Source organism: Blochmannia endosymbiont of Polyrhachis (Hedomyrma) turneri (assembly GCF_000973505.1).
Lineage (GTDB): Bacteria > Pseudomonadota > Gammaproteobacteria > Enterobacterales > Enterobacteriaceae > Blochmanniella.
Window position 1 is genome coordinate 60,341 of record NZ_CP010048.1, and the last position, 14,016, is coordinate 74,356.

General features: G+C 28.6%; 10 protein-coding genes, 1 tRNA gene and 1 other RNA gene. 6 read left to right on the plus strand and 6 right to left on the minus strand.

The features are described 5' to 3' along the window. Nucleotides 1-57: 57 nt before the first annotated feature. Nucleotides 58-474: RNase P RNA component class A (rnpB, locus tag BTURN675_RS03185), an RNA gene on the plus strand. Nucleotides 475-750: 276 nt separating this feature from the next. Next, nucleotides 751-1,413 (plus strand): DedA family protein, encoded by a 663-nt coding sequence (locus tag BTURN675_RS00245; protein WP_046288606.1) that lies wholly within the window; start codon nt 751-753, stop codon nt 1,411-1,413. A gap of 72 nt (nt 1,414-1,485) precedes the next feature. Here the strand turns inward: BTURN675_RS00245 and BTURN675_RS00250 are convergent. From BTURN675_RS00250 to rpsU, 4 genes are all read right to left on the minus strand, one after another. Then, a tRNA-Ile gene (locus tag BTURN675_RS00250) sits at nt 1,486-1,560 on the minus strand. A gap of 52 nt (nt 1,561-1,612) precedes the next feature. After that, the gene (gene rpoD / locus BTURN675_RS00255; RefSeq protein WP_046288607.1) at nt 1,613-3,469 is read right to left on the minus strand and encodes an RNA polymerase sigma factor RpoD; all 1,857 of its coding nucleotides are present in this window, start codon (nt 3,467-3,469) and stop codon (nt 1,613-1,615) included. 392 nt (nt 3,470-3,861) lie between these two features. Continuing rightward, nucleotides 3,862-5,616, minus strand: coding sequence for a DNA primase (gene dnaG / locus BTURN675_RS00260; RefSeq protein WP_046288608.1), 1,755 nt, complete (start codon nt 5,614-5,616; stop codon nt 3,862-3,864). A gap of 229 nt (nt 5,617-5,845) precedes the next feature. Beyond that, complete coding sequence (rpsU, locus tag BTURN675_RS00265) at nt 5,846-6,061, minus strand: 30S ribosomal protein S21 (RefSeq protein WP_046288609.1); 216 nt, start codon at nt 6,059-6,061, stop codon at nt 5,846-5,848. Between the two features lie 240 nt (nt 6,062-6,301). Between rpsU and tsaD the strand changes: the two genes are divergently transcribed. Then, nucleotides 6,302-7,309, plus strand: a complete 1,008-nt coding sequence (tsaD, locus tag BTURN675_RS00270) for a tRNA (adenosine(37)-N6)-threonylcarbamoyltransferase complex transferase subunit TsaD (protein WP_046288610.1) — start codon at nt 6,302-6,304, stop codon at nt 7,307-7,309. 77 nt (nt 7,310-7,386) lie between these two features. Here the strand turns inward: tsaD and plsY are convergent, their stop codons facing one another. Next, nucleotides 7,387-7,989: a glycerol-3-phosphate 1-O-acyltransferase PlsY gene (gene plsY, locus BTURN675_RS00275; RefSeq protein ID WP_046288611.1), complete on the minus strand. Its 603-nt coding sequence runs from the start codon at nt 7,987-7,989 to the stop codon at nt 7,387-7,389. A gap of 514 nt (nt 7,990-8,503) precedes the next feature. Between plsY and BTURN675_RS00280 the strand changes: the two genes are divergently transcribed. After that, nucleotides 8,504-8,863, plus strand: coding sequence for a dihydroneopterin aldolase (locus BTURN675_RS00280; RefSeq protein WP_046288612.1), 360 nt, complete (start codon nt 8,504-8,506; stop codon nt 8,861-8,863). A gap of 129 nt (nt 8,864-8,992) precedes the next feature. Then, complete coding sequence (gene uppP, locus BTURN675_RS00285) at nt 8,993-9,820, plus strand: undecaprenyl-diphosphatase UppP (protein ID WP_046288613.1); 828 nt, start codon at nt 8,993-8,995, stop codon at nt 9,818-9,820. Nucleotides 9,821-9,848: 28 nt separating this feature from the next. Here uppP and BTURN675_RS00290 read toward each other — a convergent pair whose 3' ends face one another. Then, nucleotides 9,849-11,078 (minus strand): multifunctional CCA addition/repair protein, encoded by a 1,230-nt coding sequence (locus tag BTURN675_RS00290; RefSeq protein WP_046288614.1) that lies wholly within the window; start codon nt 11,076-11,078, stop codon nt 9,849-9,851. Between the two features lie 594 nt (nt 11,079-11,672). Here BTURN675_RS00290 and hldE point away from each other — a divergent pair. After that, complete coding sequence (hldE, locus tag BTURN675_RS00295; protein ID WP_071840772.1) at nt 11,673-13,112, plus strand: bifunctional D-glycero-beta-D-manno-heptose-7-phosphate kinase/D-glycero-beta-D-manno-heptose 1-phosphate adenylyltransferase HldE; 1,440 nt, start codon at nt 11,673-11,675, stop codon at nt 13,110-13,112. Nucleotides 13,113-14,016 lie beyond the last annotated feature (904 nt).

Sequence of the window (14,016 nt, forward strand, 5' to 3'; positions counted from 1 at the left end):
GTTAAGTTATATCAAATATAATATGTAGAAAACGTAGTTTGTTTATTGTAAGATGGTGGTGTTGATTAGACAATCGCTGTTTTTATTTCGTTATTTTTAATTATAGAAGCAGAGGAAAGTCCGGGCTCCACAGGGTAGAGTGCCAGGTAATTCCTGGGGGATGTGAAGTCCACGACGAGTGCAACAGAAAATACACCGCCTTATAATATTATATAATTATTAATCATTATAGTTATAAGGTAAGGGTGAAAAGGTGCGGTAAGAGCGCACCGCATATTTGGTAACAATATATGGCAGTGTAAACTCCACTTGGAGCAAGGCTAAATTGGAAAGATATTATAATAACAACAATAAATAATAGGTATGGCCCGTGCCTTAATCTTTTGGGTGAGCCGCTTTTGAGCTAGTATGTGAATGCTGGTCTAGATAGATGATTGTCCATGACAGAACCCGGCTTATCGGTCAACTCCCCATCTTGTGTGTGTTTTTATAGTAATCTTGAATGATTGTATTGTGTTTTTTTATGATTGTTGTTTTATAGTATGTGTATCATAATATTTATATATTGAATATACGTCATATTATATATTTATATATGTATAAGTTTATATATAAATTTAAGATTTATAAACAGATGTTGAAATTCTTGTTAAGATTCCATATTTAATGTTATTTATTAATTTTTATTTTTTAAATAAAATATATTGTATTATTGTTCAGTAAAAATATTTTTATAGAGTATCATATATAATGCGTGTGTTTGAGGAAGTGCTATATGCATTTTGGAATTATGATTGTAAATCATTTTCTGATGTTAGTAATTTAGTAACAGTAGTGTATTTATTGGCTTTTATAGTATTGTTTTTAGAAAATGGAATACTTGTTACTTCTTTTTTGCCTGGTGATACTTTGTTAATTTTTTTTGGTATGTTGATAGCAAAAGGTATTTTAAGTTTTCCGCTTACAGTATGTATATTAACTGTTGCAGCTAGCTTAGGTAGCTGGGTAGGTTATATACAGGGAAGGTGGTTGGAAAGCGCGGTTTTAAAAAATTCTTGGTTTGCGTATTTACCCCAACGTTATCGTTGTTTGGCTTTTCGAATTTTTGATTCTTATGGATTGTTTGCATTATTTATTGGTCGTTTTGTTGTTTTTGTTCGAACTTTGTTGCCTATGTTAGCTGCTTTATCTGGTTTTCATGGCATCCGTTTTCATTTTTTTAATTGGGTTAGTGCTTTTTGTTGGATATTAATATTGACTGTATTAGGATTCTTTTTAGGAAAAACGGATTTAATTCAATCGTACGATCATCAACAAGTAGTGTATTTTTTGTTAATTGTTATTTTTTTTGTGGTAGTATTAATTGGTATTATAAGAGTCATTTTCTTTAAGATATCACATGTAAAAAAATAATATTCAGATAGTGAAAAACAAAATTATTATTGTTTTAGCACAAACAACATATATTACTTATTTATTATTTATTGGCCCCTGCTGGATTTGAACCAGCGGCCAAGCGATTATGAGTCGCCTGCTCTGACCAATCTGAGCTAAGGGGCCGAGAATTTAAGATATAAGTTGAATTTTTATTATTGCTCTTTTTTTATTTATTTTAATCTTCTAGAAAGCTTCGTAATACTTCTGATCGACTTGGATGCCGTAACTTTCTCAGTGCTTTAGCTTCAATTTGTCGAATACGCTCTCTAGTTACGTCAAACTGTTTTCCCACTTCTTCTAGGGTGTGGTCTGTGTTCATATCAATTCCGAATCTCATTCGTAATACTTTTTCTTCTCGTGGGGTTAATCCGGATAGTATATCGTGAGTAGCAGTACGTAAATTATCAAATGTAGCTGCGTCTAACGGTAAATCTAATGAAGTATCTTCAATAAAATCTCCTAAATGAGAATCTTCATCTTCACCAATAGGTGTTTCCATTGAAATTGGTTCTTTAGCAATCTTTAATACTTTTCTGATTTTGTCTTCTGGCATTAACATTCGTTCTGCTAACTCTTCTGGTGTTGGTTCATGTCCAATTTCTTGCACTATTTGACGAGAAATTCGGTTGAGTTTGTTAATAGTTTCAATCATATGTACCGGTATTCGAATTGTTCTTGCTTGGTCGGCGATCGATCGAGTAATTGCTTGTCTAATCCACCAAGTGGCATATGTAGAAAATTTGTACCCTCGTCGATATTCAAATTTGTCAACAGCTTTCATGAGTCCAATGTTGCCTTCTTGAATTAAATCTAAAAATTGTAATCCGCGATTAGTATATTTTTTAGCAATCGATATAACTAAACGAAGATTAGCTTCCACCATTTCTTTTTTAGCTCTTTTAGCTTTAGCTTCGCCTATCGACATTCGTCGATTTATATTTTTCATTTGTTGGATTGTGAGTCCGGTTTCGTGTTCAATGTCATGTAATAAATGTAAACTATGATTGATTTCTTTATTGACATCAAGTAATTTTTTTGACCATGGTTGGTTCATAGCTATTGCGGTATTTAGCCAAATACCGTTGCTTTCATTTCCGGAAAATAAATCAATGAATTTTTTTTTTGGCATTTTACTGATTTCAATACACAATTTCATAATTATTCGTTCTTGAATGCGAACACGATTCATGACTGCTCGCATATTGTTGACTAGGTAGTCAAATTGTTTTGGTGCCAGCCGAAATTGTTTGAATATTTCAGATAGTTTAAATATTTCTTGTAATGATTGATAATGGTTACGACCATTAAATTTAATAATTTTTTTAGTTATCTCATATTGTTTTTGTAGTTCTTTGAATTTTGTATGAGCAAATTCAGGATCTATATTGTGATCATCATCGTTATTGTTTTCATCGTTATCTTCATCTGTTGATATTGTATTTGTTCGTGATAAAATTTCCTTTATTTCATGAGTAATGTTTATTTGTATTGTGTTGTTGTTGATTTCTAATGTATCATCGTTGGGGTCAACAAATCCAGTGATTAGGTCTGATAGTCGTGTTTCTCCAGTTTCTACACGTTCGTACTGTTCTAGTAAATAAGTAATTGCTTCTGGGTATTCAGCTACCGAGCATTGAACTTGATTAATTCCATCTTCGATACGTTTTGCAATGTCTATTTCTCCTTCTCTGGTTAGTAATTCTACACTTCCCATTTCGCGCATGTACATTCTTACTGGATCAGTTGTTCGTCCTATTTCTGCTTCTACGTTGGATAGAGCTTGTACAGTAGCTTCTGTTATGTCTTCATCACTATTATCAGTATTTTCTGAGAGTAAGAAGTCATCGATATTTGGTGCTTCTTCCATGATTTGTATACCCATGTCATTAATCATTTGAATGATGTCTTCTATTTGTTCAGAATCAATAATTTCTTCTGGTAAATGATCGTTAACATCAGCAAATGTTAAATATCCTTGTTCTTTTCCTCGTGTAACAAGTAGTTTAAGTTGTGATTCCTGATTATGTTCCATAACAATCATACCAATATAACGCAAGTTGATTACAATATTATTATATTATATATTATTATTATTATTATATTATATATTATTAATTATTATGTAATTAAATTATCATTAAAGTCTGTATTATATCTTTATTTATATTAAATAATATATTATTAGTATTAATATATTATATAGTAGCATCATTATAATAATACAATAGTATCATTATATTATATCTGTACTGTAATTATAATTTTATAATGTTTTGTTACAATATTTGTTATAATATTTGATTCATATATATTTTTAATTATTTTTGTTTATTATTTTCATTTTATAGTTGATTTTTATTAGTTTTTATATGCGTTAATGTTAAATCATTATTTTTAAAAAAGAAATATTTTCTTGCATATTTATTATTTATTTTTTGCTAATATTTTGTTAATATGCCACAGTCTTTCAGACTGTTCTTTTGTTAATTTGTTGTTTCTAGACATAGCAATTAATGTTTCTTGTTGTTCTATTAGTATTAATTTTTTTAAGTTAAGTAGAGTGTCTTTGAAAATTGTTTGAATAATATCATTTTTAGGCGCGTAATTCCATGTAATGAATTGTTTAATTGTTCTATACATTATTGTTCGTCTATAATGTTCTAAAATATATCCAAGTGTTGTTTGTGGATAATTTTTACAAAATTCAATTAATTCAATTAGTGTGTGAGTATAAGCTTCTTTGATATTTATTAAATCGTTTTTGTTGATTGATATTAGTGTAGCGAGTTGGGGTTTTTGTAATAGTAGTTTTATTAGAATATTAATTGTAGTGTTTTTTATTTTTGGTGTTTGATGTTTAGTTTTATGATTATTAGTGGTATTATATGCGGATAGTTGTTTAAGTTTATTATCGTCTAAAATACCAATTTTATTTCCTAGTTCTTGATGCAGTTGCATACGTAATATTTTTCCCGGTATAACATTAATTATTGATAATGCTAAGTGGCCAAATTTTGACCGTCCCTCTATAGTTTTTATGTCTACTTTTTTTAATAGTGTTTTGAATAGGAAAATAGATAATGGTTCTGCGTTTTGTATATATTTCAAGAAATTTGTTTTTCCTATTTTTCGTATTAATGTATCAGGATCTTCTGTTTTTGGAAGAAACACAAATGATAATATTCTGTTATCAGTTAGGTAAGGAAGCGTTGTTTTTAATGTTCGCCACGCTGCTTTTTGTCCTGATTGATCTCCATCATAGCAACAGATAATTTTCTCTGTATTGTGATATAATAATTGTATGTGTGTTACGGATGTTGACGTGCCTAGTGAGGCTACTGCATGATGAATTCCAAATTGTGTTAAAGTGATAACATCCATGTAGCCTTCTACGAGAAGAATATACGGTGGTGATTGGTTTGTTTTTTTAAGTTCATATAGTCCGTACAGTTGTTTCCGTTTTTTAAAGATATCGGTATCTGGTGAATTCAAATATTTAGGTGTTTTATTTCCAATCGCGCGTCCTCCAAATGCAATTACTTGGCCGTTCTTATTTCGTATTGGGAATATAATTCGTTCTCGAAATCTATCATACATATGACCCTGATTGTTTATAATTAGTATGCCAGCTTTATTTAGTAGTCGTTGAGTTTTTTTTGATGTTCCAATTTCTTTCGCGACATTTTTCCATTCATTTTTTGCAAAACCAATGTTAAAATATTTAATTATGGTAGGATTTAATCCTCTTGTTTGTAAATATTCACGAGCTTGTATAGCTGAGTTTTGCGTTAAGTTATTTTGATAAAAAATATTCAAATTGTTCATTAAGTTGTATAGCTCTTGTTGTTCTTGGTATTGTGCACTGTTAAATTTTGAATTATATGGCGTTATATTAATTCCATGTATGGATGCTAGTTCTTTAATAGATTCAACGAATCCTATGTGTTCATAGTGTATTAAAAAATCAATTGCGTTACCATGTACACCGCAGCTAAAGCAGTAGTAAAATTGTTTTTCAAAACTTACACTGAAAGATGGGTGTTTTTCTTGATGAAAGGGGCAATAACCATAAAAGTTTTTTCCTGTTTTTTTTAATTTTATTCGTGTGTTAATTAAATCGACTATATTTGTTCGTGATAATATGTCATGTATTATTGATGATGGTATTAAATGTGTCATATATTATATTTATATGAATTATGAAATTTGGTTTTCTTATCAATATAATATTAATAGCATTAACAGGACAGTACTGTAAAATATTTTACATAATAGTTTAATTTTCAAAAATGAATATTTTTATTGATCTTGCGTGTTATTGGGGCAAGACAGGTGTAATATTTACTTTGAGTTTAAATTGTAAATTGTTTTATTTGTTATATTGTTCGTTTCGCAAATATCTTTAATATTAATATAAACGGTTTCGTTGTATATTTTCACGTGCTATTTTTTTAATATGCCTTTTAATAGCAGATGCTTTTGCTCGTTTTCTTTCTGTAGTTGGTTTTTCATAGAATTCTCGTCGTCGAACTTCAGCTAAAATTCCTGATTTTTCACAGGATCGTTTGAAACGGCGTAAGGCCACATCAAATGGTTCATTATCTCTAACTTTTATAATAGGCATGTTTCCCTCGTGGTATAATTTTTATTTTTATAGTTTGATAAAATCAACTATATTTAGTATAACATTTAAAAAAAACGATCGCAATATTCAACTTTAATAGGATTTTGTTTGTAGAATTTTTTAAACATTTTATTTTTTTATTATTGTTAATATTGTGATTGTTTCCTTATGATAGGATGATAGGTATAGATTTTAAGGTTAGAATAATTTTAAATTTTTTTATGTAATGCGAATTATAGTATGCGTGTATTGGGTATTGAAACATCGTGCGATGAGACTGGTATAGCAGTTTACGATGAAGATTCTGGATTAGTTGCTAATCAATTATATAGTCAAAGTGAAATTCATTCTTGTTATGGTGGAGTGGTTCCAGAATTAGCTTCTCGTGATCATATAAGAAAGATAGTTCCTTTGATTCAGCATGCAATATTAGAATCGGGATCTATAGGTGTAGATGCTGTTGCTTACACTGCTGGTCCCGGTTTGATGGGTGCTTTAATGGTGGGTGCAACAGTGGGACATGCTCTTGCTTATGCTTGGCGAGTTCCTGTTATTAAAGTAAATCATATGGAAGGTCATTTATTAACCCCCATAATGTTAAAAGAGAAAATATTAATGTTTCCTTTTATTTCTCTTTTGGTGTCCGGGGGGCATACCCAATTGATTTTTGTACATGATATAGGGAAATATAAAGTGTTAGGTGATTCATTAGATGATGCGGCAGGAGAGGTTTTTGATAAAATTGCACAATTACTGGGGTTAAAATATCCAGGAGGTGCTATGTTGTCAGAAATTGCGAAAAAAGGTGTTTCTGGTCGTTATATTTTTCCTCGTCCCATGAGTAATCGATCAGGTTTTGATTTTAGTTTTTCTGGTTTAAAAACGTGTGTAGCAAATGTCATTGCAAAGAGTAAAGATAATGATCAAACTCGTTATGATATAGCGCGTGCTTTTGAGGATGCCATGGTAGATACTTTATTAATTAAATGTAAACGTGCCTTAGATTGGACAGGTTGTAAATTATTATTAATTGGTGGCGGGGTTAGTGCTAATCGTTGTTTGCGTCAACGTTTATCGGATACGTTGTCAGCGAAGGGAGTGGAAATTCTTTGTGCTCCTCTTGAATTTTGTACTGATAATGCCGCTATGATTGCCTATGTGGGTATGTTGCGTTTTCGATCGGGACTATTTAGTCAAGATTTATCTATTATGGTCAATCCTCGTTGGTCTATTGAAGATGTATTGTAGTGTAGGTGAAGATATATTGTAATATAGGTACAATATTATGTTAATATATTATATTTTATGTTGATTTTTATATCATGTTACTGTTTTATTTTACTATGCCATATTTTGATTTCTTGACCTTGATATAAACGCATTATGTTATCATAATGTCTAATTAATATTAGTAGAGATAATATTATTGACAATGCTGTGAATTGTGGATGCATGCAGCAGATATATATAGGAGTGATGAAGGATGTAATAATAGTTCCTAATGAGACATATCCGGAAATTAGAATACTGGATATCCATGTCGTGATCATGATTCCGGCAATGTCTATACTAATTATTGATAGTGATCCGAATGCAGTTGCTACGCCTTTTCCACCGCGAAAATTAAAAAATATTGGATAAATATGTCCTATGTAGGTACTGAGGGCTAGTATTTCTGTTTCTAACGAGTTGATTTTCAGAAACACAGATCCTATCCAAATAGGGATTATACCTTTTAGAATATCAAATATTACCACAATGGTAGCTGTTTTTTTTCCTAGTTTTCTTAATATATTTGTTGCTCCTGGATTTTTAGATCCATAAGATCGTGGGTCTGGGGAATTTTTATATTGACTAATTAAAATAGCGCTTGAAATTGAACCAATAAGATAAGAGAATACTATAAGAATAAGTGTATTGGTATTCATAAATTATATACCTTAAATTAATTTTTTAAGTTTGATTGTATTGAATATTTTAAACTGTCCGTAATTTTTTTAATAGTTTTTTTAAAATAGTGTTATTATAATTGTGAATTTAGAGATCTGTATATCTGTATACTGATGACTTGTTATTATATAATCATATATTTATTATATTTATATTGATATATTATTGTATATATATTTACTATTTATATTATTTTATTACTTAATTTTTATTACTTATATTATATATTATAATTATATATTATAACTGTTATTACTATAAATTATATCTATAAATTATATGTTATAGTTATTACTATATAATAATATTATAACAGTAATATAATAATAAAATAATAAGTAATATAATATATTGAACGATAATATATTAAAATATTATAACAATAATATAAATAATAATAACAATAATAATATATATATGAATAATTACAATCATTATGCATATTATATCGTGGTGTTGTATGTGACAAGTTGTCTAAGTTGGTATTAATTTATGAACATTTTGTTTATTAAAGGGTTAGTTGTTACAACTGTTATAGGAATATATAATTGGGAACGAAATTGTTTACAAAAATTAATTTTTGATTTAGAAATTGGTTATTATTATGATCAGACAAAAATTTTTAATGATCAAATTCAAGATTATTTGAATTATCAAGATGTTAGTGATGTTGTGTCTGTGCTAGTGTCACATAGGTGTTTTTTTTTATTAGAGTCTGTTGCAGAATGTGTTGCCAGTGAATTAATGTTTCGTTTTGGTATTCCATGGATTCGTGTTAAGGTTAGTAAATTTGGAGCTCTTGCTAAGGATGTTGATGTAGGTATAATTATTGAAAGGGGTAAAAAAAGATAATATGTTTTAATTTCATAATACAATAATTTAGAATACAATGAACATTCAGGTAAAGGGTCAATTAAAAAATATTTAAAATTATTTCTGGATATTTTGAGGTGGGTAGTTTGTGTTTTTTGGGGTAAAATAATGTTAGATTTGTATTTGTTGGTTATTTCTTTTATTTTAGGGATGGTGGAAGGTTTAACAGAGTTTTTGCCTATTTCTTCTTCATTACATATGAATTTTGTCGGTGAATTATTAGGATTTAGTGATGATAAAGTGGGGATTGTATTGAATGTTGTTATTCAATTAGGTGCGGTGTTATCTATTGTATTTGTTTTTTGGAAAAGTTTTTTCGTTGTATTCATTAAGAGAGTATGTTTTGGTAATTTTGGATTTTTTAGTGGGTCATTTTTATCGTGTGGTCATATTATTTTGGGAGTTTTGCCTACTGTAGTATTAGGTTTAATATTTTATGAGAACGTTAAGAATGTATTTAAAATACAATATATGATTTATTTTTTGATTTTAGGAGGTGTGCTTTTATTAATAGCTGAATGGTTTACACGTGAGTTTTATGTTTTGGATCATATTTCTAACATTGATGATTTAAGTTATTTGCAAGCTTTTGTCATTGGGTGTTTTCAGTGTTTGTCATTATGCCCGGGATTTTCTCGTTCCGGAGTTACGATCAGTGGTGGATTGATGGTAGGTTTAAATCGTTATGTAGCATCAACATTTTCTTTTGTGTTGGCAGTTCCAATGATATTTAGTGCTACAGTGTTAGTTTTATATAAAAATTTTTATTTTATTACTTGGGAATATTTTCCTGTGTTGGTTATTGGTTTTTTAAGTTCGTTTTTTACATCTTTATTTACAGTTAAATTTTTTATGGAAATTATTCGATGTGTTTCTTTTGTTCCGTTTGCTGTATATCGTTTTATTGTAGCTATTGTTCTTTGTTTGTTTTATTAATTTATTTGTTTTATTAATTTATTTTTGTTTATTTTGATTTATATGTTTTTTTCGGTAAAATTTTCCAGTGGTATAGAGCATGTTCTCGTCTTAAACTTAGTTCTTGTTTAATTGCTGTTTTTTCATATCCGTCCTGGATTATTTTTGTAACACATACTGATTTTGTGATTAAGAATGCCTGATGTAAAAAATATTCTTGTGGAAATTGTTGTTTATTGTTATAACCTTGAATGTTAGCTTTTATAGTAAGTATTATTTGTTCTAATTTTTTTGGTTGTCGCCAGAGATTGAAGGAGTGAAATAGGTTTATTATTGTTTTTGGTGGGATATTTTCTATGTTTTGTAATAATGTGTGATATTTAGCGATTTGTTTTGAAAATGCACACAAGTGGTTTTCTATTTTAAATCGGCGACAAAGATTTTCAATTATTTTTGTTCCAATTTCTTCGTGTTTATTATGGTAGGGCCATTGGTTTCTTGGTGTTTCACCTTTTCCTATATCATGGCAGAGTGTGGCGAATCGTACTGTAATGTCGTTACTTAGTTTTCCAGATGCTTTAAGAGCCATCATGGTATGAGTACCTGTATCAATATTGCTATATGTTTTTGATGATGGTATGCAAAACAATTTATTTATTTCAGGAAATAGTATTTTTAATGCATGACATTTTTGTAATACTAGAAAATATACTTCTGGATTTTTTGTCATTAAAGCTTTTTTTGTTTCTGTCCATATTCTTTCTGGAGGTAAAAATAATAGTTCTGGACTCATTTCCTTCATGAGTTTCAAAGTATCTGTAGCTATGCAAAAATGCATGTGGAAAAGTTTAGCGGCAAATCTAGCAACACGTAATACACGTAGTGGATCTTCTTTAAAAAGAACGGAAACATGTCTCAATATTCGTAGTTTCATATCTCGTTGTCCATTATATGGGTCAATGATATTTCCATATTTATCACGAGCGATAGCGTTAATTGTTAAATCTCTTCGATATAGATCTTCTTTTAATGTAATTTTTGGGGATGCATTACAGATAAAACCAGTATATCCATGTCCAGTTTTTTTTTCTGTTCTGGCTAGTGCATGTTCTTCATGGCTAATAGGGTGTAAAAATACTGGGAAATTTTTTCCAACTTGTTCGTATCCTATTTTTAACATTTCTTGAGGTGTGGTGCCTACTACTACCCAATCTTTTTCTTTAATTGGTAATTGTAACAAACTATCTCGTACTGCTCCTCCTACTAAATATTTTTTCATTTTTTATTTACTACAAAAGAAATTTATGAGTTATGTTTATAATTATATTTTGGTTTTTAATTTTTGATAATAAATTATTATAAAAAAACTTTAGTAAAAGTGTTATGATTTTCGTTTTTTATTATTATGTGTTATTAAAAATATATATTTTGTTATTGTTAGATGTTATGTTTGATGTGTTTTGATTAGATATAGTGCATAATGAATATTGTTATGTATATTTATATTATAGTGCATATTGTTATGTATATATATGACAATATACTATAGACATCAGTCATGATTAAGACCGTTATTTATTAAAATAGTATGTGAGATTTTTATCATTTTTTATCATGATGATGTTTATTAATAATTAACGTATTCGAAATGTTGTGTGTTTATTGTTTAATTTTTAAATATTAAAAGTAAATAATAATAATTAGATTGTGTAATGATTGTGGGATTATATAGTAATATGTTATTTCTTTGCAATTCTGTAATGACAATTGTCATAATGTTTTAATGTTTTATGTAATTAAAATGGTATTTATTTTGTGAATTTTTATATTTAATTTTTTGATTACTTGATTATTTTTAATTGTGGAGTTTATAGTGAATTTTATTTTTCCTGATTTTTCACAATCTCGTGTTTTGGTGATAGGAGATGTGATGTTAGATCGGTATTATTTTGGGGATACCCCACGTATTTCATCGGAAGCTCCAGTAGTTGTGGTTAATGTTGATCGTATTGAAGAGTGTCCTGGAGGGGCAGCTAATGTAGCCATGAATGTTGCTGCTTTAGGTGCAAAGGTAAAATTGATTAGTGTAGTTGGTGTTGATGATACCTCAAAAATTCTTGCAAGAAAGTTAAGTTTATTTAATGTAGATTATAGTTTTATTTATAATGATAATTATCTTACAACTATTAAGTTGCGAGTGTTGTCACATCATCAACAATTGATTAGATTAGATTTTGAAAAAAAGTTTAGAAATAGTGATATTTTGTCTTTTATTGAATATATTAAATTAGCATTGTTATCTGTAAACGTGTTAGTTATATCAGATTATGCTAAAGGTTTACTAAATGGTTGTTTGGAAGACATTATTGCTATAGCTCATGAGTTTTCTGTGCCAGTAATAGTAGATCCCAAGGGTTCAGATTTTTCTAAATATTCAGGGGCTACTTTGTTAACTCCAAATTTATTAGAATTTGAACATGCGTTAGGTTGTTGTTATAACCGTGAAGATGTTTTAATTACTCGGGGTATGGAGATTATTTTACAGTGTCGATTGTCGGCTATGTTAATTACTCGTTCTGAAAATGGAATGTTGTTATTACAACGAGGAAGAGAACCGTTGTATTTTTCAGCTAGAGCTAAAAAGGTGTATAATGTTACTGGTGCAGGTGATACAGTAATAGCTACATTAGCTGCTTCTATGTCTGTTGGTAAAAGTTTGGAGGAAGCTTGTTTTTTAGCTAATGTTGCGGCTGGTCTTGTGGTTGAAAAATCAGGTACTTCTGTTATTAATTTATCTGAATTAAAAAGTGTAATTAATGGTCATGTGGATATTGTTTTTGGTGTTTTGAGTGAAGATGATTTATTAAGAAATGTGGATTTAGCGCGTCAGCGAGGAGAAAAGATAGTTATGACGAATGGTGTATTTGATATTTTACATTCTGGTCATGTCACTTATTTATCGAAAGCTAAGCGTTTAGGAGATAGATTAATTGTAGCTGTAAATAGTGATTCCTCTACTAAGCGTTTAAAAGGTATAAATAGGCCAATTAATTCTTTAGAGAAGCGCATGGTTGTTTTGTCCGCATTAAGTGTTGTAGATTGGGTTGTTTCTTTTAATGAAGATAGTCCGAAGCGATTAATTGGAAGTTTGTTGCCTGATGTTTTAGTAAAAGGAGGGGATTACCAGTTTTGTGAGATAGATGGAAGTCAGGAAGTGATGGCTAATGGTGGTCAAGTGTATACATTAGATTTTGAATTAAATTGTTCAAGTAGTAAAATGATTGATGTTTTGCAACAATCGAAAGATAAATAAAATTTTAACTATTAGTTGGTATTATATAGTATAGTATTATTATATAGTATGTATTGATTAGTAAAAGATTTTAAAATTTTTTGTTGTGTATTTTGTTTAGAAGTTTTGATTTATGTATATTGGATATTATATTTTAAGATTTTTTATGTCCATATAATTTTTTATGTTTTGAATTAGATGTATGTTTTATTTGTTTTGCATGTATAATTTGTTCAGAACATTTTATTATTTATATTAAGAAATATTATAAGTATTTAAATGTAAATTGTTGTATAAGAATGATGATATATTTTTGGTTTTTTGGTGTTTTTGTTAGAAGATATTGTATAAATAATATGTTTAAGAGTGTTTTTTGAGTTTAGCCAATTATTTTATTGATAGAATATCTTTAAAGGGTGTTTATTATTTTTGAGTGATAGTGCATTAATAGATAATTAATAATGATAAATAAGTAAGATAAATAAAAAATAAGATAAATAAATTAAGTAGATGTGTGTGGATTTTAATGAGAGATATGTATTTTAATTAATTATTTAGGAACATATTAGGGAAGTGATTTATTTTTTTTAATTAGAGGTTGTTTTTTTATTAATTGAATGTAGTGGTGATGCTGTAGTGTAAATATTATCAAACAGATTTTATTGTTATGGTTAAAGATATTGTTGGTGTAGTGTTGTAGTTTTTGTGTGGGTTAGGTCAATAACTTGTGTATTATCAAAAACTTTATAATTTAAAAAATGATTTGTATAATAATATTATTTGTGTCCTGTGTGAAATAAGATTTTTGGTGTTTGTGTCCATATTATATGGTGGTTTATTTTGGGTAATTTAATTTAATGTTGATTGTTTTAATTAGTTAAAAATTATTTGATATATTATTATGTGAAAGAGGTTGATAAAGAGG